Genomic DNA, 20,000 nt, shown 5'->3' on the forward strand with positions numbered 1-20,000 from the left:
ATGGTCCATGGAAACGGCCTTCGCAAGACCCATCCGTCGCCTCAGGGGATCCACAGGGTGATCGTCGTCAATCCGCGGCCGCGCTCCGAAGGCCGTTCCGCCGCACTGCTGCGCCATCTGGCCGGCTGCCTGTCGCTCGCCGCCGCCATCCTGCTGTCTGCCCCGGCACTCGCGCTGTCCCAGCCGGACACCGCGGCCAAGCAGGCCTATCTGGTCGATCTCTCCAGCGGTGAGGTGCTGCTGGACAAGAACGGGACGGTGCGCATGGCGCCGTCCTCGATGACCAAGATGATGACGGCCTATCTGGCCTACGACGCGCTGGTCCATGGCCGGACGACGCTCGACACCAGCTTCCCGGTCAGCCAGACCGCCTGGAAGATGGGCGGCTCGCGCATGTTCCTGAAGCTGGGCAGCACGGTGCGGGTGGAGGATCTGCTGCGCGGCCTGCTGATCGACAGCGGCAACGACGCCGCCGTGGCGCTGGCGGAAGGGCTGGCCGGCAGCGAATCCGCCTTCGCCGGGATGATGAACGCCAAGGCGCGCGAGCTGGGGATGGCCGACAGCCATTTCATGAACGCCAGCGGCTGGCCGGATCCGGGCCACTACACCACCGCCCGCGATCTGGCGACCCTCGCCACCCACCTGATCCGTGACTTCCCGCAATTCTACCATTACGAGTCGGAGCGGAATTTCACCTGGAACGGCATCCGCCAGGGCAACCGCAACCCGCTGCTCTACCATCCCGTCAGCGTCGACGGCATCAAGACCGGCCACACCGATGTCGGCGGCTATGGCCTGACCGCGTCGGGGGAGCGCAACGGGCGCCGGCTGGTGCTGGTGGTGAATGGCATGCCCAGCCCGCAGGCCCGCAACGACGAGCCGACCCGGCTGCTCGACTGGGCCTGGAACAGCTTCAAGCTCTACCCCCTGCTGCGCAAGGGCGAGCTGGTGGAGCAGGCGCCGGTGTGGATGGGAGCGGAGGACAGCGTTCCGGTGACGGTCGCCGACGACGTCACCGTCACCCTGGCGCCGGCCGACCGCAACAGCCTGCATGTCGTCGCCACCCTGGCCGAACCGCTGCCGAGCCCGGTCCATCGCGGTGACGTGGTCGGCCGGCTGCGCATCGACTATGACGGCGCCGTCCGCCGGCAGGTCGATCTGGTCGCCGGTGCCGACGTCCCGGCCTCCAGCGGTCTGACCGCGCTCGGCCAGCGGCTGGGGCACCTGCTGCCCTGATTTGCCTCGCGGGCCGGTGAGTTCCGGCCCGCGAGGCCTTCGATCAATCCACCTTCAGCGTGATGGTGCCCATGGTGCCGTAGAGGGCGACCGAGCGGCTGCCCGGCTCGACGAAGATGGTGCCGGTGCAGGAACCGGTGGTCACCACCTCGCCCTCATGCAGGCCGCCGAAGCTGCGGGCGCCGACATTGGCCATCCACACCAGCAGGCGGACCGGATCGCCGGCGCTGTTGCCGCCGACGACATCGACCTTGGTCTCGCCGTCGATCTCCAGCGTCACCGTCTCCTTCACCGGATCGAGCGCGCGCCAGTCGGCGATGGCCGGCCCGACGATCAGGGCGCCGTGGTTGAACTGGTCGGCCATGTGGCTCAGCCGATCCTGGCTGCCGAAACCGGCGAAGCGGGTGTCGACGATCTCCCAGGCGGGATGGACCGAGGCGACGGCGGCCAGAACCTCTTCCCGGCTGTAGGGCTGCTCGCGCACCGGCAGGTCGCGGGCGAAGCGGTAGGCGATCTCCGCCTCCACGCCGATGACCTGGAACAGCTTGGCCGGGAGATGGTCGGTGTTTTCGAAGACGGTGGCGGCGTTGATCGGCGCGCGGAACGGCTCGGCGTCGGGCGTGGCGGCGCCGACCTTCCAGGCGGTGACGGGACCCAGGCGGCGGGCGACGGCGTCCTGGATCTCATAGGCCTCCGCTTCGGTGGCGGGGCGGTTGTCCAGCCCGGTCAGCCACTGGCGGGTCTCGCGCGCCTCGATCAGGGCCTCGACGGTATCGGTCATGACAAATCTCTGTGATGGAGGGAAGGGGAGAGAGCGGCGCCAGGGGAGCCAGCAGGGGAGCCGCAGGATTGGCGGACGACCAGCCGGCTCGGTAGGATGATCCGCTCGGGCGGGCCCTGCGGGTCGGCGATCCGGCGCAGCAGCAGCCGGGCGGCCTCCTGACCGATCTGCCTTGCGGAGGTGGCGACGGTGGTCAGCGCCGGCCGGCTGAGTGCCGCTTCCGGCACGTCGTCGAAGCCGGTGACGGCCAGATCGCGCCCGGCCCGCAGGCCGCGCGCCTCCAGTCCCAGCATCAGCCCGAGCGCCACCACGTCGTTGTAGCAGAGCGCCGCCGTGGGTGTCTGCGGCCTATTCAGCAGATCGTCGGCGATCCCGGCACCCGACCGGCGGGTCAGCGGGCAGCGCAGCACCAGATCGTCGGCCAGCCCGTGCCGCCGCATCGCCGCGGTGAAGCCGGCATGGCGCCCGGCGTAGGCGGAATGATCCAAGGTGCCGCCGACGAAGGCGATCCGCCGATGGCCGAGCGCGACGAGATGATCGATGACCGTCTCGATGCCCGCCTGATAATCGACCCCGGCATAATCCCGCCCCCGGCCGGAATCCAGGCTGTCGGGGACGAAGCGCAGCGCCTGGACGCAGGGCAGCCGCCAGCCGTCCAGCCGGTCGAGCAGCCCGCTGTCCGTTCCGGCGGCCGGGCAGAGGATCACCCCGTCGACATTGTGCTCCCGCATCCGTTGCAGGAAGCGGTCCTGACGCTCTGGCTGCTCGGCGGTGTTGGCGATGAAGGCGACGAAGCCCTCGGTGTCCAGCACGTCGTCGACCCCCGCCGTCAGCTCGGCATAGAAGGGGTTGTTCAGTTCGCAGACCAGCAGCCCGACTGTCTGGGTGCGGGCGGCGCGCAGGTTGGCGGCGCCGCGGTTGTAGATGTAGCCCAGCGCCGCCATGGCGGCCTGGACCCGCTCCCGCGTTTCCGCCGCGACCAGCGGGCTGCCGCGCAGCACCAGCGACACGGTCGAGCGCGACACCCCGGCATGGCCGGCGACCTCCGTCAGGGTGACGCTTCCCGGATTCTGGCTATCGCGCGGCTTGGCCACAGTGGGCGCGCCTCACACCACGGCGGTCGGCAGCGGCCGGCCGGCGAAGTAGGCCTCCAGATTGTCGAGCACCAGCTGGCCCATCGCCGTCCGCGTTTCCACCGTGGCGCTGGCCTGATGCGGCTGGAGCACGACGTTGTCGAGGCCGTAGAAGCCCTCCGGCACGTTCGGCTCGTCAGCGAAGACGTCCAGTGCCGCGCCGCCGATCCGGCCCTCGGTCAAGGCTGCCAGCAGCTCCGGCTCGTCCACCACGCTGCCGCGCGCGACATTGACCAGCAGCCCTTCCGGCCCCAGCGCGTCGAGCACGGCGCGGCCGACCATGTTGCGGGCATCCGCCCCGGCCGAGGCGGCGACCATCAGGATGTCGCTCTCCCGCGCCAGATCGACCGGCGAGGCGACGAAGCGGTAGGACACGCCGTCGCGCGGCTTGCGGTTGGTGTAGGCGATGGTCATGCCGAAGGCCTCGGCGCGCTTGGCGATGGCCTCGCCGATGCGGCCCAGCCCCAGCACGCCCAGCCGCTTGCCGCTGACCTTGCGAGCGAGCGGCAGCTTGCCCGTCGGCCATTGCCCGGCGCGGACGAAGCGGTCGCCCACCATCATCCGGCGCGACCCGGCGATCATCAGCCCGATGGCGAGATCGGCCACATCGTCGGTCAACACGTCCGGCGTGTTGCTGACGCGCACGCCGCGGCCGCGGCAATGCTCCAGATCGACCGCATCGGTGCCGACGCCGTTGATGGCGACGATCCCGAGAGTGGGCAGGGCATCGACCACCGCGTTCTTCACGCCGGTCCCGCCACCGGTGACGACGGCACGCACCCGGTCGCCGACCTCGGCGATCAGCCGGTCGCGATCCGCAGCGGCGGACAGGCGATGGACGGTGTAGGCCGCATCCAGACCCTGCTCGACGGCGGGCATCATGGGTTCGATCAGCAGGATTTCGGGCTTCATAGCAATTCGTCCTTGATGGAACAGAAGACTCTCAATGGGCCAGGATCTGGCCGAGGAAGCTCCGTGTCCGCTCCGATTTCGGGGCGCTGAAGAACTCCTCCGGCGTGTTCTGCTCGACGATCTCGCCGCGGTCCATGAAGATGACGCGGTGGGCGACCGATTTGGCGAAGCCCATCTCGTGCGTCACGCACAGCATGGTCATGCCGTCCTCGGCCAGCCCGATCATGGTGTCCAGCACCTCCTTGACCATCTCGGGGTCAAGCGCGGAGGTCGGCTCGTCGAACAGCATCACCTTCGGGTTCATGCACAGCGACCGCGCGATGGCGACGCGCTGCTGCTGGCCGCCCGACAGCTGACCGGGGTATTTGTCGGCCTGCTCGGGAATGCGCACCCGCTCCAGATAGCGCATGGCGGTGGCCTTCGCCTCGGCCTTGGTGGTGCCGCGCACCTTCAACGGCGCCAGCATGCAGTTCTCCAGCACGGTCAAGTGCGGGAACAGGTTGAAGCTCTGGAACACCATGCCGACCTCGCGCCGGACCATGTCCAGCTGGCGGTGGTGCGGGCCGAGTTCGACGCCGTTGACGGTGATCCGGCCCTTCTGGTGGCGTTCCAGCTGGTTGATGCAGCGGATCAGGGTCGATTTTCCCGATCCGGACGGGCCGCAGATGACGATGCGCTCGCCCCGGTGGACCTCCAGGTCGATGTCCTTCAGCACCTGGAACTGATCGTACCATTTCTGGACGCCTTCCATGCGGATGACGACATCCGCGCTCATCGGAGGCGCCACGCCGTTGCGTGTCGGTTCGGTCGCCAGTGCCATGGTCCTGTCCTCCACCGGGGGATTGCGCTCTGCCTGAGTTATGACTTGCTGGCGGTGACCGCCGCCGGCAGGTCGGTGCCCAGCCACTTCTGATGGATGGCGTTCAGCTCGCCGTTCTTCTTCACGGTGTCGAGGAAGCCGTTGACCCAGCCCATCAGCTTGTCCTGGCCCTGGCGCAATGCCACGCCCTGGACCTGGCTCTTAAGGACGAACTTCATCTCGTAATTGGCCTGGGGCGCCATCGTCTTGATCTGCTGGGCCACCACGTTGCTGACGCCCAGCGCATCGACCTGACCGGACAGCAGGGCCTGCACGGCGCTGGCGTCGTCGTCGAAGCGCATGATGCGGGCATCCTTCGGCGCCACCGCGGTCAGCGACTGGTCCTGGGTGCTGGCGCGGGCGACGCCGACGCTCTTGCCCGACAGATCCTCGGCCTTCGCGACCGTCGACTTCTGCGTGGCGAGCAGCCCGATCTCGATGGCGGCATAGGGCTCGGAGAAGGCGACCTGCTTGGCGCGCTCCGGCGTGATGCCGAGCGAGGCGACCAGAACGTCGACCTTGCCGGTCAGCAGGTAGGGGATGCGGTTCGGCCCGGTCACCGGCACGATGTCCACCGGCACACCCATGTGCTTGGCCATCAGCTTGGCGACGTCGGCGTCATAGCCGTCCGGCTTGCCGTCGCTGCTGGTGATGCCGAAGGGCGGGAAATCGACCAGCATGCCGATGGTCAGCTTGCCCTTGCCCTTGATATCCTCGACGCTCTGGGCGTGAGCGGTGGCGGTCAGGCCGACTGCGGCGGTCATCAGGGCGCCGGCGACGACGAGGCGGCGGGTGACGGTGAAGGCCATGGGTGTTTCCTCCGAGTGCGGGTGTTTTTTGAGGTTTAGCGAGCCAGGATCTAACGAGATGGGGCGGCGTAGCGGGCTTCTAGGCGCTGGCTCAGCAGCGACAGCGGCCAGCACAGCGCGAAATAGATCGCGGCGACGATGCCGAAGACCAGGAAGGGCTGGAAGGTGGCGTTGTTGACGATCTGGCCGGCGCGGGTCAGCTCGACGAAGCCGATGATGGCGGCCAGCGAGGTGCCCTTGATGACCTGCACCAGATAGCCCACGGTCGGCGGCACCGCCACCTTCACCGCCTGCGGCAGGATCACGTAGCGCATCAGGCCGGGATAGCGCAGGCCGAGCGAAGAGGCCGCCTCCCACTGGCCGCGCGGCACCGACTGGATGCAGCCGCGCCAGATCTCGCCGAGGAAGGCGCTGGTGTTCAGCGTCAGCCCGACCGCCGCCGCGACCCACGGGCTCATGTCGATGCCGATCACGGTGGCGCCGAAGAAGACGAGGAACAGCTGCATCAGCAGCGGCGTGCCCTGGAACAGCTGGATGTAGCCGGTGGCGAGCAGGCGCAGAGGCTTCACGTCCGACGTGCGGCCGAGCGCCACGAACAGCCCGACGATGCCGCCGCCGATGAAGGCGATGACCGACAGCAGCAGCGTCCATTGCACGGCGCTGAGCAGGAACAGGAATTCGTTGTATCCGAAGGCGCGGATCATCGCTCGGTCCCCCTCAGCGCCGGTCGACGGAATAAGCGAAGGCCAGCCGGTAGATGCCGGCGAACAGGGCCGAGAACATCAGCGCCAGAACCAGATAGATGCCGGTCACCACGATGTAGATTTCGAAGCTGCGGAAGGTCTGCGACTGGATGTTGTTGGCGACCGAGGTCAGCTCGTCGGCGGAGATTGCGGACACCACGCTGGAACTCAGCATCAGCAGGATGAACTGGCTGGTCAGCGCCGGATAAACCGTGCGCAGCGCCGGCTTCAGCACGATGTAGCGGAAGACCTGCAGCGGCCTGAGGCCCAGCGCCAGCCCGGCTTCGATCTGGCCCTTGTGGATGGATTCGATGCCGGCGCGGATGATCTCGGTGGCATAGGCGCCGACATTGACGACCATCGCGATCATCGCCGCCACGTCCGGCGACAGCCGGAGCCCGACCGTCGGCAGCCCGAAGAAGATCAGGAAGATCTGCACCAGGAAGGGCGTGTTGCGGATGACCTCGATGTAGACGTTGATCGCCCAGCGCACCGGCTTCGGCCCGGAGGTCTTGCCGAGCGCGCAGAGGATGGCGACCACCATGCCGATGGCCATGGCGCCGAACGACAGCCTGACGGTCAGCCATGCCCCGTCGAGCAGATAATCCCAGGACGCGAACACCGCGTCGAATTGAAAATCATAGGTCACGGGCGTTCCTCCGCACCCGCGTCGCGCCGCCTTCCGGGAATTGCTTCCGGAAGCCCTGGCGTCGCACGGATTGCCTTTGTCCGCTCAAGTCTTGTCGTCCGGGATGCTACCCGGACCGTAGGACGCATTTCTGCGTTCCAACTGCCGATACACGCTAATTGGATCGATCCAAAAGCGCAATGGGAAATGAGGAGAGTCAGGACAATTCGCATTCCAGATATTTGACGGCACCCTGCGGGTTCGGAAACCTTCCGGCGGCACGCCGTGTTTTCACAGGCACGACATTTTCCGCCAGCCTTGGGGAGTCAGCCCGACATGACCGCTGCAAACAGCGCCGCCGCGGTGAGCAGTCTGGTGCCGGCCCGGATGGACCGGCTGCCCTGGGCGCGCTTCCACTGGATGGTGGTGATCGGGCTGGGAGTCAGCTGGATCCTGGACGGCATCGAAATCCAGCTGATCTCGGCCTCCGGCTATAAGGAGAGCCTCGGCATGTCGAGTGCCGAGGTCGGGCTGGCCGGCACCATCTATCTGATGGGGCAGGTCGTTGGCGCGCTGGTCTTCGGCCGGCTGACCGACCGCTGGGGACGGAAGCGGCTGTTCATCACCACGCTGGCGCTCTACCTGATCGCGTCCGGCATCGCCGGCTTCGCCTGGACGCCCTGGTTCCTCTATGTCTGGCGCTTCATCGCCGGGATGGGCATCGGCGGCGAGTATGCCGCCGTCAACTCGGCCATCGACGAGCTGATCCCCGCGCGTTTCCGCGGCAGGGTCGACATCGCCGTCAACGGCACCTATTGGGCAGGCGCGATGATCGGCGCGGTCGGCAGCGTTTTCCTGCTCGACCATTCGCTGGTCCCGGAAAATCTCGGCTGGCGCATCGCCTTCTTCATCGGCCCGCTGCTGGGGCTGATCATCATCCAGCTGCGCCGGCACATCCCGGAAAGCCCGCGCTGGATGGTCACCCACGGAATGGAAGCGGAGGCCGAGCGCATCGTCGACGACATCGAGGCCAGCGTGCGGGAGCAGGGCAAGACGCTGGCGCCGGTCGATCCGAAGCGGGCCATGCACATCGTTCCGGAGGATTCGGTGTCCTACGCGCAGCTGGTCGACGTCTTTTTCCGGCAGTACCCGACGCGCACCGTCCTGGGCGTGACGATGATGGTGACGCAGTCCTTCCTCTACAACGCGATCTTCTTCACCTACGCGCTGGTCCTGCAGAATTTCTACCATCTCGACCCGTCGCAGACGGCGCTCTATTTCTTCCCCTTCGCCGCCGGCAACCTGATCGGGCCGCTGCTGCTGGGGCCGCTGTTCGACACGGTGGGGCGCCGCCGGATGATCTTCGGCACCTATCTGCTGGCGGGAAGCGTGCTGCTAGTCTCCGCCTTCCTGTTCCGCCAGGGGGTGCTGACCGCGAACACGCACACGATCTTCTGGTGCGTCTCCTTCTTCTTCGCGTCGGCCGGGGCGTCGTCGGCCTATCTGACGGTCAGCGAGATCTTCCCGCTGGAGGTGCGGGCGCAGGCGATCTCCTATTTCTTCGCCATCGCCCAGGTGGTGGGCTCCACCGGCCCGCTGCTGTTCGGCTGGCTTGTGGGGGAGGGGACGGAGCGCGACCCGCTGTTCTGGGGCTATGTGCTGGGGTCGGTGGTGATGATGGTCGGCGGGGTGGTGGCGCTCGTCTACGGCGTCGACGCCGAAGGCAAGGGGTTGGAGGACATCGCCGAACCGCTGACCAAGGCCGACCGCCACCGCGGCGTGGGGGACAGGGCAGTGGAGACTGTGTGAAGGTTTCCCGGTGTCAGCCCGCCTTCGTCTCCGGGGCGCAGGCGCCGTTCAGGAACAGCCGCACCGCCTGCCGGACATAGCGGTCGAGATCGGGGATGGCGGGCGCGTGCTGCGGCAGGATCAGGCGGCGGATCAGCAGGTTGCCGGTGACCATGCCGAGGAAGGCCTGGGCGGCCGCGGCCGGATCCTCGATACGGAGTTCCCCCTTGTCCGACAGCCGCCGCAGATAGTCCGCCAGCCGGCCGATGGCGTTTTCCGGCCCGATGCGGAAGAAGGCTTCGGCGATGTCGGGAACGCGGTCGCCCTCCGAGATCAGGATGCGGACGGTGCCGGTGGTCTCCTCGTTCAGCAGGGCCTTGACCAGATGCAGGGCGAAGGCGGTCAGCCCGGCTTCCGGCGTCACACGCTCGTCAGCCTGGGCCGGGGCGAGGCCGGAGAGGATCATGGCGTTGTCCTCCTCCATGATGGCGCGGAACAGACCCTCCTTGTCGCCGAAATGCTCGTACAGCGTAGCGCGGGAGCCGCCGGCCTCGGCGATGATGTCGCTGAGCGTCGTCTTCTCAAACCCCTTTTCGAGGAACAGGCGCCGCGCCGTCGCCAGGATCGCCTGCCGGCGCGCCATGCCGCGCGGTCCCCAGGTGGACGGATCCTTCACGGTTCCTGGCACGGTTCCTGGCACGGTTCCCGGATGGTTGCTGCTGGTCATCGTCGTGTTTTCCCGGCGATCCGGCCCCTGATGATCCGGCCCTTTATGGTCCGGTTGCCGGATTTTCTGTATCGTTCCGTCATGGGGAGGAAGGCGCGGCACCGCGCAGGAACAGCCGGACGCCGGCGCGGACATAGCGTTCCACCGCGGCGAAATCGACCGGCCGGTCCGGCAGGATCAGCCGCTCCATCAGCAGGTTGCCGGTCACCATCCCGCAGAAGGCCTGTGCCGCCATCTCCGGATCGTCGACGCGGATCCGCCCGCGGGCGTCCAGGTCGCGCAGGCAGTCCGCCATCTGCGCCCGCGTGCGCTCCGGTCCGACGCGGACGAAGGTCTCAACCAGATCGGGGATGCGGGCACTCTCCGAGATCAGGGTGCGCAGGATGGTGGTGGTCCGCGGCGCCATCAGCGTTTCGGCGATGTGCAGCGCGATCCGGTTCAGCCGCTCTTCGGGGTCGGCGATATGGTCGGGCGCGGCGTTTTCCGCCATGGTTTCCAGCACGCGGGCGCAATGCTCCTCCATCATGGCGCGGAACAGGCCGTCCTTGTCGCCGAAATGCTCGTACAGCGTGGCGCGCGACCCGCCGGCCAGTTTCAGCACGTCGCTGAGCGAGGTGGCGGCATAGCCCTTTTCGACGAACAGCGTGGCCGCGGCATCCAGCAGCGCCCTGCAGCGCGCATGCCCGCGGCCGGTCGCTGTCGCCGTCCCTTGACCTCTATGTTCCAGCCCCATATCGGGCATTTGCGGAACCCCCTTGCGCGGTGCAGCATTCTGAATGTATCGTCCAGTACACTGTACTGTATGAGACAGTACTAAGCAACGGGGATGAGCCGGACCACCCGTAGCCCGGACCGAAGGTCGGCCTGAAGCCCGGCGTATCAGGGAGACGGGGTCCGCGAGACGCGCGGCGCCGAGACGAGGAAAGAGATGTCGAAATCCAACTCATTCATGACGCTGGCCGCGGCGGCCTGCCTGATCGCGGTGCTCGCCGGCTGCAACCAGCAGAAGCAGGCCTCCGGCCAGCCCCAGGGCGCCGGCGGCCCGCCCGAGGTCTCGGTCGCCACCATCGAGCCGCAGCGCCTGCCGGTGACCACCGAGCTTCCGGGCCGCACCGCCCCCTACCGGGTGGCGGAAATCCGTCCGCAGGTCAGCGGCATCGTGCTGAAGCGCCTGTTCCGCGAGGGCAGCGAGGTCAAGGCGGGCGACCAGCTCTATCAGATCGACCCCGCCACCTACGAGGCGTCGCTGGCGAGCGCCCAGGCCGATGTGCAGAAGGCGGAGGCCAATCTCCAGGCCGCCCGCAACAAGGCGTCGCGCTATGGCGATCTGGTCAAGAACAGCGTGGTCAGCAAGCAGGACTTCGACGACGTCCAGGCCTCGCTGAAGCAGAACGAGGCGCAGGTCGCCTCCGCCAAGGCGGCCTACAACCTTGCCAGCATCAACCTGAACTACACCAAGGTGTTCGCCCCGATCTCCGGCCGCATCGGCAAGTCGGCGGTGACGGAGGGCGCGCTGGTCACCTCCAACCAGGCGACGGCGCTCGCCACCATCCAGCAATTCGACCCGATCTATGTCGACGTGACGCAGACCGCCTCGCAGCTGATGAAACTGCGTGAGGACATGGAGAGCGGCCGCATCCGCCCGGCGGAACCCGGCAAGATCCCGGTGACGCTGTTCCTGAACAGCAACGCCAGTGGCGACGACACCGCCTATCCGGCGAAGGGCGAACTGCAGTTCGCCGACGTCACGGTCGATGCCGGCACCAGTTCGGTCCAGCTGCGCGCGGTCTTCCCCAACCCGAACAAGCAGCTGCTGCCGGGCCTCTTCGTCCGCGCCCGCGTCGAGCAGGGCGTGGCGGAGAACGCCATCACCGTGCCGCAGGCCGCGGTGGCCCGCTCGCCGGACGGCTCGGCCCGCGTCTGGGTGGTGGGCGCCGACAACAAGGCGACCCCGCGCACCATCAAGACCGAACGCCCGGTCGGCAATGTCTGGCTGGTGTCGGACGGGCTGGCTCCCGGCGAGCGCGTGGTGGTGGAGGGTCTGCAAAAGCTGAAGCCGGGGGCGGAAGTGAAGCCGGTACCCGCCCAGAACGCGCTGGCCTCATTGCCTGAAAAGGCCGCCTCGGCCCGCTGATCCCAGGTACCGTTCGCCCCAGGTACCGCTCGCAGGACACCTTCCCCATGTCGAAATTCTTCATCGACCGCCCGGTATTCGCCTGGGTCATCGCCATCGTCATCATGATGGCGGGTGCGCTGGCGATCCTGCGGCTGCCCGTCGAGCAATATCCGAAGATCGCGCCGCCGACGGTGTCGATCACCGCCAGCTATCCCGGCGCCTCGGCCAAGACGCTGGAGGACACGGTCACCCAGGTCATCGAACAGAAGATGACCGGGCTCGACCATTTCCGCTACATGTCCTCCAACAGCGACTCCTCCGGCAACGTCACCATCACCCTGACCTTCGAGCCGGAGGCCAACCCCGACATCGCCCAGGTGCAGGTCCAGAACAAGCTGCAGCTGGCGACGCCGCTGCTGCCGCAGGAGGTCCAGCAGCGCGGCATCCAGGTGTCGAAGGCCGGCAACGACTTCCTTCTGGTGGTCGGTTTCGTGTCCAGCGACGGGCGCCTCAGCCAGGGCGACATCGCCGACTACGTCACCTCCAACCTTCAGGATACGCTGAGCCGCGTCGAAGGCGTGGGCGACATCACCGTCTTCGGGCCGCAGCATGCCATGCGCATCTGGCTCGATCCCGACGCGCTGAACAACTTTGCGCTGACCACCACCGACGTCTCCAACGCGGTCAAGACCCAGAACGCCCAGGTCTCCGCCGGCCAGCTCGGCGGCGCCCCGGCGGTCCAGGGCCAGCAGATCAACGCCACCATCAGCGCCCAGTCGCGGCTCCAGACGCCGGAGCAGTTCGGCGCCATCCTGCTGCGCGTGAACCCCGACGGGTCGCAGGTGCGGCTGCGCGACGTGGCGCGGATCGAGATCGGGTCCGAAACCTACGAGATCAACGCCGCCTACAACGGCAAGCCGGCGGCCGGCGTCGGCATCAAGCTGGCGACCGGGGCCAACGCGCTGAACACCGCCGCCGCGGTCAAGGCGCGGGTGGCGGAGCTTCAGCCCTTCTTCCCGGCCGGCATCGAGGTCATCTACCCCTACGACACGACGCCCTTCGTCCAGCTGTCGATCCACGAGGTGATCAAGACGCTGTTCGAGGCCATCGTCCTCGTCTTCGTCGTGATGTACCTGTTCCTCCAGAACTTCCGCGCGACGCTGATCCCGACCATCGCGGTTCCGGTGGTGCTGCTCGGCACCTTCGGCGTGATGTCGGCCTTCGGCTTCTCGATCAACGTGCTGACGATGTTCGGCATGGTGCTGGCGATCGGCCTGCTGGTCGACGACGCCATCGTCGTCGTCGAGAACGTCGAGCGCGTGATGGGCGAGGAGGGGCTCCCCCCGCGCGAGGCGACGCGCAAGTCGATGGACCAGATCACCGGTGCGCTGGTCGGCATCGCGCTGGTCCTGTCGGCGGTGTTCGTGCCGTCGGCCTTCTTCGGCGGGTCTGCCGGCGCCATCTACCGCCAGTTCTCGCTGACCATCGTCTCCGCGATGGCGCTGTCGGTGCTGGTCGCCCTGGTCCTGACCCCTGCACTCTGCGCCACCATCCTGAAGCCGGTCGCTGCCGGTCACGGCCATGCGAAACGCGGCTTCTTCGGCCTGTTCAACCGCGGCTTCGACGCCGGCAGCCGGGTCTATGTCCGTGGCGTGCGCGGCGCGATCAACCGGCTGGGCCGCTACTTCATCGCCTATGCCCTGATCCTGGGCGGGCTGGGCTACCTGTTCGTGCAGATGCCGTCCTCCTTCCTGCCGACGGAGGATCGCGGCCAGCTGTTCGTGCTGTGGTCGGCCCCGCCGAACGCCAGCTCGCAGCGCACGGCCGAGACCGCCAAGGCCCTCACCGCCTATATGCTGGAAAAGGAGAAGGACAGCGTCGAGGGCCTGTTCACCATCGTCGGTTTCAACTTCTCCGGCCGTGGCCAGAATGCCGGCATGGCCTTCGTCCGTCTGAAGGACTGGAGCGAACGCCCCCAGGCGTCGCAGAAACCGCAGGCCATTGCCGGCCGGGTGATGGGGGCGATGTCGAAGCTGAAGGACGCGGTGCTCTTCTCCTTCCTGCCGCCGTCGGTTCCCGGCCTCGGCAACGCCACCGGCTTCGACCTTCAGCTGGTCGACCGCGGCGGGCTGGGCCATGACCGGCTGATGCAGGCGCGCAACCAGCTGCTGGGTGCGGCGGCGCAGAACCCGAAGCTGGTCGGCGTCCGTCCCAACGGTCTGGAGGACACCCCGCAGTTCAAGCTGGACATCGACCGCGAGAAGGCGAGCGCGCTCGGCCTGTCGCTCAGCGACATCAACACGACGCTGTCGGCGGCCTGGGGCTCGTCCTACGTCAACGACTTCATCGACCAGGGCCGGGTGAAGAAGGTCTATCTCCAGGCCGACGCGCCCTACCGCATGCAGCCCAGCGACATCGACCGCTGGTATGTGCGCAACGCCGGCGGCCAGATGGTCCCCTTCTCCGCCTTCACCACGGCGCAGTGGATCTACGGCTCGCCGAAGCTGGAGCGCTACAACGGCTCCTCGTCGCTGAACATCCAGGGATCGGCCGCACCGGGCATCAGCTCGGGCGAGGCGATGACCGAGATGGAGACGCTGATGCAGAAGCTGCCGCCGGGCATCGGCTACGAATGGACCGGCCTGTCCTACGAGGAGCGGCTCAGCGGCTCGCAGGCGCCGGCGCTCTACGCCCTGTCGATGATCATCGTCTTCCTCTGCCTCGCTGCCCTTTATGAGAGCTGGTCGGTGCCGGTGTCGGTCATCCTGGTGGTGCCGCTGGGCGTCATCGGCGCCGTCATCGCGGCGACGCTGCGCGGCCTGCCGAGCGACGTCTATTTCCAGGTCGGCCTGCTCACCACCATCGGCCTGTCGGCGAAGAACGCCATCCTGATCGTGGAGTTCGCCAAGGCGCTCTACGACCAAGGCATGGAGTTGAAGGAAGCCGCGGCGGAGGCCTGCCGCCAGCGCCTGCGCCCCATCATCATGACCTCGATGGCCTTCATCCTCGGCGTCCTGCCGCTGGCGATCAGCACCGGCGCCGGGTCGGAGAGCCAGAACGCCATCGGCGTCGGCGTGATTGGTGGCATGATCTCCGCCACCGTGCTGGCGGTGCTGTTCGTGCCGGTCTTCTTCGTCGCGGTCTACCGGCTGTTCGTCCGCAGGCGGCCGGGGCATGGCGCCATGCCGCAGCCGGCGGCAGGCGGCTGAGGGGAGGTGCGTTCCCTCGCTCCCGTGAAAATCCCCCTCTCCCCCCGGGGAGAGGGTCGGGGTGAGGGGGATGCACAGCTTGGCTTCGGTGGGGAGCGGAGAGTGCGCGACTCTTGAAAATCCTCACCGCGGGACCCCCTTACCCTAACCCTCTCCCCGCTTTCGGCGGATCTTCGATCCGCCTGTCGCGTCAGCGCAAACGAAGTTTGCGCGTTAGCGGGGGGGAGAGGGGATCCCCGCTTCCGTCAGCAGCGTGTCCAGCACCTCGACCAGATGGTCGATGCGGTAGGGTTTCGCCAGCACCATCACGCCGGTGGCGCGGGCGACCTCCTCGCTGTAGCCGGTCGCCAGAACGACGGGCAGATCGGGCCGGAGCCGCTGCGCGCTCCGCGCCAGATCGACGCCGCTCATGGTGCCGGGCATCACCACGTCGCTGAACAGCAGGTCGAAACCGCCGGCCTCCAGCAGGGGCAGCGCCTCGTCGGCCGTGGCCGCGCGCGTGATGGTGAAGCCGGCATCCTCCAGCGCGGTCGCCACGGTCAGCGCGACGATGGGGTCGTCTTCCACCACCAGAACATGGCCGCCGACCCGGCTGGCGCCGGCCTCCGCCACCGGTTCGGCCGCCGTCGCCGGGGCGGTGCCCGACCGGCGGATCAGCAGGCCGATGGTGGTGCCGCGCCCTTCCTCGCTCTCGATCCAGACGGTGCCGCCGGAATGGCGGGCGAAGCCGTAGACCTGCGACAGCCCGAGCCCGCTGCCCTTGCCGATCTCCTTGGTGGTGAAGAAGGGGTCGAAGGCGCGGGCCTGGACATCGGCCGGCATGCCGGTGCCGGTGTCGCTCACCGTCAGCCGCACGAATTCGCCCGACAGCCCGTTCGGCGCCTGCGGATCGCCGTGCGTCAGGGTGACGTTGGCCGCCCGGATCGACAGCATGCCGCCGTCCGGCATCGCGTCGCGCGCGTTGACCACGAGGTTCAGCAGGGCCAGCTCCAGCTGCGTCGCATCGACCTCCACCGGCCAGAGCCCGGTGGCGAAGTCCACCTCCAGCCGGATGTCGGCGCGCAGGGCCCGGTTCAGCAGCTCCGACATGCCGAGCACGCGGTCGCGCAGATCGACCGTCTCCGGCCTCAGGGCCTGCCGGCGGGCGAAGGCCATCAGCTGCTGCACCAGCTTGGCGCCGCGGTCCACCGCCTGCCGGCCGGCATCGACCAGCGGCTGGATGCGCGTGCCCTCCGCCCGCTTCTCGATCATGTGCAGGCAGCCGGACAGCGCCTGGAGCAGATTGTTGAAGTCGTGGGCGACGCCGCCGGTCATCTGACCCAGCGCCTCGGTCTTCTGCGTCTGCAACAGCGCGATCTGGACGCGCTCGCGCTCCGCCACCTCCTCGGCAACGCGGGCCTCCAGCGTGGCGTTGAGCTGTTGCAGCTCCTCCTCGGCCCGCTTCGCCTCGGTGACGTCGCTGCCCTCGACGAACAGGCCGGTGACGCGGCCGTCCTCGTCCTTGATCGGCTGATAGACGAAGGTGAGGAAACGCTCCTCTAGCGGCCCGCCCGGCCGGCGCTGGAAACTGATGGGCATGCTGTGCCCGACGAAGGTCTCGCCGCTGGCATAGACGCGGTCGAGCAATTCGAAGAAGCCCTGGCCCTCCACCTCCGGCAAAGCGTCCCGCGCCGGGCGGTCCACCAGATCCTGGCGGCCGACCAGCTGCATGTAGGTGTCGTTCGCCAGTTCGAAGACATGGTCGGGCCCGCGCAGCACGCACATGAAGCCCGGCGCCTGCCGGAACAGGGTACGCAGCCGCTCCCCCTCCGCCGCCAGCCGGGCGTTGGCCGCCTCCACCGCGGCGCGTTCGCGGATCAGGGCCTTGTTGGCGGCCCGCAGGGCCGCCTCGGCGAGGGCACGCTCGACCGCGGCCCAGGTCCGTTCGGCCACATCCTCCGCCAGGGCGGCGTCGGTTTCGGTCCAGTGGCGCGCCTCGCCCTCGTGCAGGTAAAGGATGGCCGTCAGCTGTCCCGCCTTCAGCAGGGGCACGACCAGCAGCGCGCGCGCTCCGATCCCGGCGAAGGCCGCCGCCGGCCCGCTTCCGCTGGTGCGGGGGTCGGTGGTGACGTCGTCGACGCGCAGCGTGTATCCCGCCCGCAGTTCGGCGATCAGCGCCGGGCCGAAGCTGTCGAGCGGCCGGGACTCGCCGGCGAGGCTCTCCACCCCGCTGTCGCTCCAGTCGCGGTCCACCGAAATCATGCTGCCGGTCGGATCGGTCCGGCCATAGCCGGCCCGCGCCACCCGCAGATGGCGGCCGATGGCTTCGGCGGCGGCGGCGGTGATGCAGACCGGATCGTTCAATCCGCGCAGCTTCTCCGCCAGATCGAGCTGGAAGGTCAGCCGCCGCTCGGCCAGCACGCGGGCGGTGTTCTCGGTGCAGGCACAGAACATGCCGGCGACGCGGTCGGACTCGTCGCGGACCGGGCTGTAGGAGAAGGTGAAATAGGTTTCCTCCCGATAGCCGTGCCGCTCCATGAAGAGCTGCCGGTCCTCGTGATAGGTGGCCTCGCCGGCAAGCGCCCGCGCCACCAGCGGGACCAGATCCCCCCAGATGTCGGCCCACACCTCGGCGAAGGGGCGGCCCAGCGCCTCCGGCTTGTCGCCCAGGATCGGCCGGTAGCTGTCGTTGTAGAGAAAAGTCAGCTCCGGCCCCCAGACCGCGAACATCGGGAAGCTGGAGGTCAGCATCAGGTTGACGATGGTGCGCAGCGACTGCGGCCAGTCTTCCGGCTGGCCGAGCGGAGTCGCCGACCAGTCCATCTCCCGCATCCGCCGGCCCATCTCCCCGCCGCCGGTAAAGACGTCCGGACCTGTCCAGCCCGCTCTTTCCGTGCCGTCGGGTGCGCGACCGAAAACTGCGGATTGCCGCAGCCTTGCGGCGTCCTGCCAGACCGGGTCGGCCATCATGAGACCGATATCGCCACGGCAGCGCTACGGCGGCGATGAGCATCAATTGGAAGAAACATAAGGATCCCTGCGCAGTTCATGACGAAAGAATAGGCAATCGTATCTGGGGTGGCAATCGGCGCCCTCTAACCATTTGGGAGTAGTTTCCTCGAATCCCCGCGCGTTCGCGACTTTCGCACCTCTGGCGATGTTTTCGAGATCATCGCGGCCGGCAGCCGTTTCTTGGCCCGGTCAGGAATTTGTCGGGCGATTGCGCAGCATGCGCTGCTTTTTTCGGAGAATGCCCGTGGGTCCGTTCGATCTATGTGCCATATTGCTGACCCTGGCGGCCATCTTCGGTCTCATCAATCACAACTGGCTGAGGCTGCCCAATACCATCTCTCTGTTCTTCCAGGGGCTGGCTCTGGCGCTGCTGGTGAGCGGCATCGACGCGGCGGGCTCCAGCCTGGGCGTGGGCGACTGGCTGCGCGGTCTGATCGACCAGATCAGCCTGCCGGCGATCCTGCTCGACGGCATTCTCAGCCTGCTGCTCTACACCGCCGCGGTGAACGAGGATCTGTGCGTCCTGCTGAAGCGGAAATGGACGGTTCTGGCCCTGGCGACGGTGAGCGTCCTGCTGTTCACCGGCCTGATGGGGCTGGGGCTGCACGTCCTCTTCCCGCTGGTCGGGATCGAGGTGCCGCTGATCTGGTGCCTGGTGCTGGGAGCGACCGTGGCGCCGACCGATCCGGTGGCGGTGCATGGCATCCTGGGGCGGCTGCCGGTTCCGGACAGCTTGCGGTCGGTGATCTCCGGCGAAAGCCTGTTCAACGACGGCGCCGGTGTGGTGCTCTTCGCCACGCTGCTCCACCTCGCGACCGGCAGCGAGCAGGACCTGATGGTGGGGGAGGCCGCGCTGGACTTCCTGAAAGAGGCGATGGGCGGGGCGGCGCTGGGCTTCGTTTGCGGCTGGATCGCCTATCAGGCGAAGCGGCAGGTCAATGAGAGCGTGGTGGAGCTGACCATCTCGCTGGCGCTGGTGCTGGGCACTTACTCGCTGGCCAGCCGGCTCGGCCTGTCCGGCCCCATCGCCGTCGTGGTTGCCGGGCTGCTGATCGGCTCCACGACCGGGCGGCATGTGCGCAGCGACGAGAGTCGCCGCGACCTGCGTGTGGTCTGGAAGATGATCGACGCCGTGCTGAATTCGCTGCTGTTCCTGCTGGTGGGGCTGGAGGCGACGGTGGTGATCTCCTGGACCGGGCCGGTGCTGCTCGCCGCCCTGCTGGCCGTTCCGCTGGCCCTGGCGGCGCGGACGCTCAGCCTGACGCCGGCCCTGCTCATGCATATGGGGCGGACCGACAAATCCAGCGCGCTGGCCATCCTGACCTGGGCGGGACTGCGGGGCGGCGTTGCGGTGGCCCTGGTGCTGTCGCTGCCGGCCAGCCCCTATCGCGATCCCATCCTGGCGGTCTGCTATGTCGCCGTCGCCTTCAGCATCCTGGTGCAGGGCCTGACCCTGGAACCCATCGGCCGCCGGCTTTACGGCGGCCGGCAGGATCCCTGACCTCCGCCACACCGTCGTTTCGCACGCAAGGCTGCCGCGCGGGGCCCGGCGTGGAACCGGCACCTCCGGGACCATACCTTGAATGGCAACCGATGGCCGCCAGCCGGCCGCACCCCCGTTCCTGTGGTGGATCGCGCGATGATTCCCTTTTCCGTTCTCGACCTCAGCCCGATCGTCCAGGGGGCGACCGCTGCCGACAGCTTCCGCAACACCCTCGACCTCGCCCGCCATGCGGAAGGCTGGGGCTACAAGCGCTATTGGCTGGCCGAGCACCACAACATGCCGGGCATCGCCAGTGCGGCCACCGCCGTGGTGATCGCCCATGTCGCCGCCGGCACCTCGACCATCCGCGTCGGGTCGGGCGGGGTGATGCTGCCCAACCATGCGCCGCTGGTGGTGGCGGAGCAGTTCGGCACGCTGGAGTCGCTGTATCCCGGCCGCATCGACCTCGGGCTCGGCCGTGCACCGGGTACGGACATGATGACGGCGCGGGCGCTGCGCCGGGACATGACCGACAGCGGCGACCGCTTCCCGCAGGACGTCGTCGAGCTGCAGATGTATTTTGAG

Annotated in this window: 16 protein-coding genes (1 of these 16 running past the window's edge); 6 read left to right on the forward strand and 10 right to left on the reverse strand. The window is 68.0% G+C overall.

From position 1 onward, the window contains the following. The first annotated feature begins 57 nt into the window (after positions 1 to 57). Positions 58 to 1,236, forward strand: coding sequence for a D-alanyl-D-alanine carboxypeptidase family protein (locus ABNQ38_RS12175; RefSeq protein WP_377807634.1), 1,179 nt, complete (start codon positions 58 to 60; stop codon positions 1,234 to 1,236). Positions 1,237 to 1,279: 43 nt separating this feature from the next. Here ABNQ38_RS12175 and ABNQ38_RS12180 read toward each other — a convergent pair whose 3' ends face one another. Genes ABNQ38_RS12180 through ABNQ38_RS12210 form a run of 7 tightly spaced genes read right to left on the reverse strand, consistent with a single transcriptional unit; the run spans position 1,280 to position 7,122 of the window. Continuing rightward, a complete protein-coding gene (locus ABNQ38_RS12180; protein ID WP_377807635.1) occupies positions 1,280 to 2,017 on the reverse strand; it encodes a 2-keto-4-pentenoate hydratase in 738 nt (245 codons plus the stop codon). Beyond that, positions 2,014 to 3,111, reverse strand: coding sequence for a LacI family DNA-binding transcriptional regulator (locus ABNQ38_RS12185; protein ID WP_377807636.1), 1,098 nt, complete (start codon positions 3,109 to 3,111; stop codon positions 2,014 to 2,016). Before ABNQ38_RS12185 ends, ABNQ38_RS12180 begins: the two co-directional genes overlap by 4 nt. Before the next feature lie 12 nt (positions 3,112 to 3,123). Beyond that, a complete protein-coding gene (locus ABNQ38_RS12190; RefSeq protein WP_377807637.1) occupies positions 3,124 to 4,062 on the reverse strand; it encodes a 2-hydroxyacid dehydrogenase in 939 nt (312 codons plus the stop codon). A 31-nt stretch (positions 4,063 to 4,093) separates the two neighbouring features. After that, positions 4,094 to 4,882 carry an amino acid ABC transporter ATP-binding protein gene (locus ABNQ38_RS12195; RefSeq protein ID WP_377807638.1) on the reverse strand — a complete coding sequence of 263 codons (789 nt, stop codon included), beginning with the start codon at positions 4,880 to 4,882 and terminating at the stop codon, positions 4,094 to 4,096. 38 nt (positions 4,883 to 4,920) lie between these two features. Further along, positions 4,921 to 5,730 (reverse strand): transporter substrate-binding domain-containing protein, encoded by an 810-nt coding sequence (locus tag ABNQ38_RS12200; protein ID WP_377807639.1) that lies wholly within the window; start codon positions 5,728 to 5,730, stop codon positions 4,921 to 4,923. Positions 5,731 to 5,780: 50 nt separating this feature from the next. Beyond that, positions 5,781 to 6,434, reverse strand: coding sequence for an amino acid ABC transporter permease (locus ABNQ38_RS12205; protein WP_377807640.1), 654 nt, complete (start codon positions 6,432 to 6,434; stop codon positions 5,781 to 5,783). 13 nt (positions 6,435 to 6,447) lie between these two features. Then, positions 6,448 to 7,122, reverse strand: coding sequence for an amino acid ABC transporter permease (locus ABNQ38_RS12210; RefSeq protein WP_377807641.1), 675 nt, complete (start codon positions 7,120 to 7,122; stop codon positions 6,448 to 6,450). Between the two features lie 315 nt (positions 7,123 to 7,437). On the opposite strand from ABNQ38_RS12210, the gene ABNQ38_RS12215 reads away from it, so the two are divergent. Then, entirely contained in the window at positions 7,438 to 8,910 is a 1,473-nt protein-coding gene (locus ABNQ38_RS12215) for an MFS transporter (RefSeq protein ID WP_377807642.1), read from the forward strand. A 13-nt stretch (positions 8,911 to 8,923) separates the two neighbouring features. On the opposite strand, the gene ABNQ38_RS12220 is transcribed toward ABNQ38_RS12215, so the two are convergent. Then, a complete protein-coding gene (locus ABNQ38_RS12220; protein ID WP_377807643.1) occupies positions 8,924 to 9,616 on the reverse strand; it encodes a TetR/AcrR family transcriptional regulator in 693 nt (230 codons plus the stop codon). 79 nt (positions 9,617 to 9,695) lie between these two features. Continuing rightward, positions 9,696 to 10,358 carry a TetR/AcrR family transcriptional regulator gene (locus ABNQ38_RS12225; protein WP_377807644.1) on the reverse strand — a complete coding sequence of 221 codons (663 nt, stop codon included), beginning with the start codon at positions 10,356 to 10,358 and terminating at the stop codon, positions 9,696 to 9,698. A 186-nt stretch (positions 10,359 to 10,544) separates the two neighbouring features. Between ABNQ38_RS12225 and ABNQ38_RS12230 the strand changes: the two genes are divergently transcribed. Further along, entirely contained in the window at positions 10,545 to 11,750 is a 1,206-nt protein-coding gene (locus ABNQ38_RS12230) for an efflux RND transporter periplasmic adaptor subunit (protein WP_377807645.1), read from the forward strand. A 47-nt stretch (positions 11,751 to 11,797) separates the two neighbouring features. Further along, positions 11,798 to 14,941 carry an efflux RND transporter permease subunit gene (locus ABNQ38_RS12235; protein WP_377807646.1) on the forward strand — a complete coding sequence of 1,048 codons (3,144 nt, stop codon included), beginning with the start codon at positions 11,798 to 11,800 and terminating at the stop codon, positions 14,939 to 14,941. Between the two features lie 213 nt (positions 14,942 to 15,154). Here ABNQ38_RS12235 and ABNQ38_RS12240 read toward each other — a convergent pair whose 3' ends face one another. Further along, positions 15,155 to 17,890 (reverse strand): PAS domain-containing protein, encoded by a 2,736-nt coding sequence (locus ABNQ38_RS12240; protein WP_377807647.1) that lies wholly within the window; start codon positions 17,888 to 17,890, stop codon positions 15,155 to 15,157. A gap of 286 nt (positions 17,891 to 18,176) precedes the next feature. Between ABNQ38_RS12240 and ABNQ38_RS12245 the strand changes: the two genes are divergently transcribed. Together ABNQ38_RS12245 and ABNQ38_RS12250 are read left to right on the forward strand one after the other, a co-directional pair. Continuing rightward, entirely contained in the window at positions 18,177 to 19,433 is a 1,257-nt protein-coding gene (locus tag ABNQ38_RS12245; protein ID WP_377807648.1) for a cation:proton antiporter, read from the forward strand. A gap of 138 nt (positions 19,434 to 19,571) precedes the next feature. Further along, positions 19,572 to 20,000, forward strand: partial view of an LLM class flavin-dependent oxidoreductase gene (locus ABNQ38_RS12250; RefSeq protein WP_377807649.1) — the beginning only. It continues 570 nt past the right edge of the window; 429 of the gene's 999 nt are visible here — the first part of the coding sequence; it begins with the start codon at positions 19,572 to 19,574; its stop codon lies off the right edge, out of view.

The organism is Azospirillum sp. A29, assembly GCF_042604625.1.
GTDB lineage: Bacteria > Pseudomonadota > Alphaproteobacteria > Azospirillales > Azospirillaceae > Azospirillum > Azospirillum palustre.

Excerpts from the sequence above, each read along its gene's own strand:
- ABNQ38_RS12180 (WP_377807635.1), bottom strand. The coding sequence starts at position 2,017 with ATGACCGATACCGTCGAGGCCCTGATCGAGGCGCGCGAGACCCGCCAG.
- ABNQ38_RS12190 (WP_377807637.1), bottom strand. The coding sequence starts at position 4,062 with ATGAAGCCCGAAATCCTGCTGATCGAACCCATGATGCCCGCCGTCGAG.
- ABNQ38_RS12195 (WP_377807638.1), bottom strand. The coding sequence starts at position 4,882 with ATGGCACTGGCGACCGAACCGACACGCAACGGCGTGGCGCCTCCGATG.
- ABNQ38_RS12200 (WP_377807639.1), bottom strand. The coding sequence starts at position 5,730 with ATGGCCTTCACCGTCACCCGCCGCCTCGTCGTCGCCGGCGCCCTGATG.
- ABNQ38_RS12205 (WP_377807640.1), bottom strand. The coding sequence starts at position 6,434 with ATGATCCGCGCCTTCGGATACAACGAATTCCTGTTCCTGCTCAGCGCC.
- ABNQ38_RS12215 (WP_377807642.1), top strand. The coding sequence starts at position 7,438 with ATGACCGCTGCAAACAGCGCCGCCGCGGTGAGCAGTCTGGTGCCGGCC.
- ABNQ38_RS12220 (WP_377807643.1), bottom strand. The coding sequence starts at position 9,616 with ATGACCAGCAGCAACCATCCGGGAACCGTGCCAGGAACCGTGCCAGGA.
- ABNQ38_RS12225 (WP_377807644.1), bottom strand. The coding sequence starts at position 10,358 with ATGCCCGATATGGGGCTGGAACATAGAGGTCAAGGGACGGCGACAGCG.
- ABNQ38_RS12230 (WP_377807645.1), top strand. The coding sequence starts at position 10,545 with ATGTCGAAATCCAACTCATTCATGACGCTGGCCGCGGCGGCCTGCCTG.
- ABNQ38_RS12235 (WP_377807646.1), top strand. The coding sequence starts at position 11,798 with ATGTCGAAATTCTTCATCGACCGCCCGGTATTCGCCTGGGTCATCGCC.
- ABNQ38_RS12240 (WP_377807647.1), bottom strand. The coding sequence starts at position 17,890 with ATGATGGCCGACCCGGTCTGGCAGGACGCCGCAAGGCTGCGGCAATCC.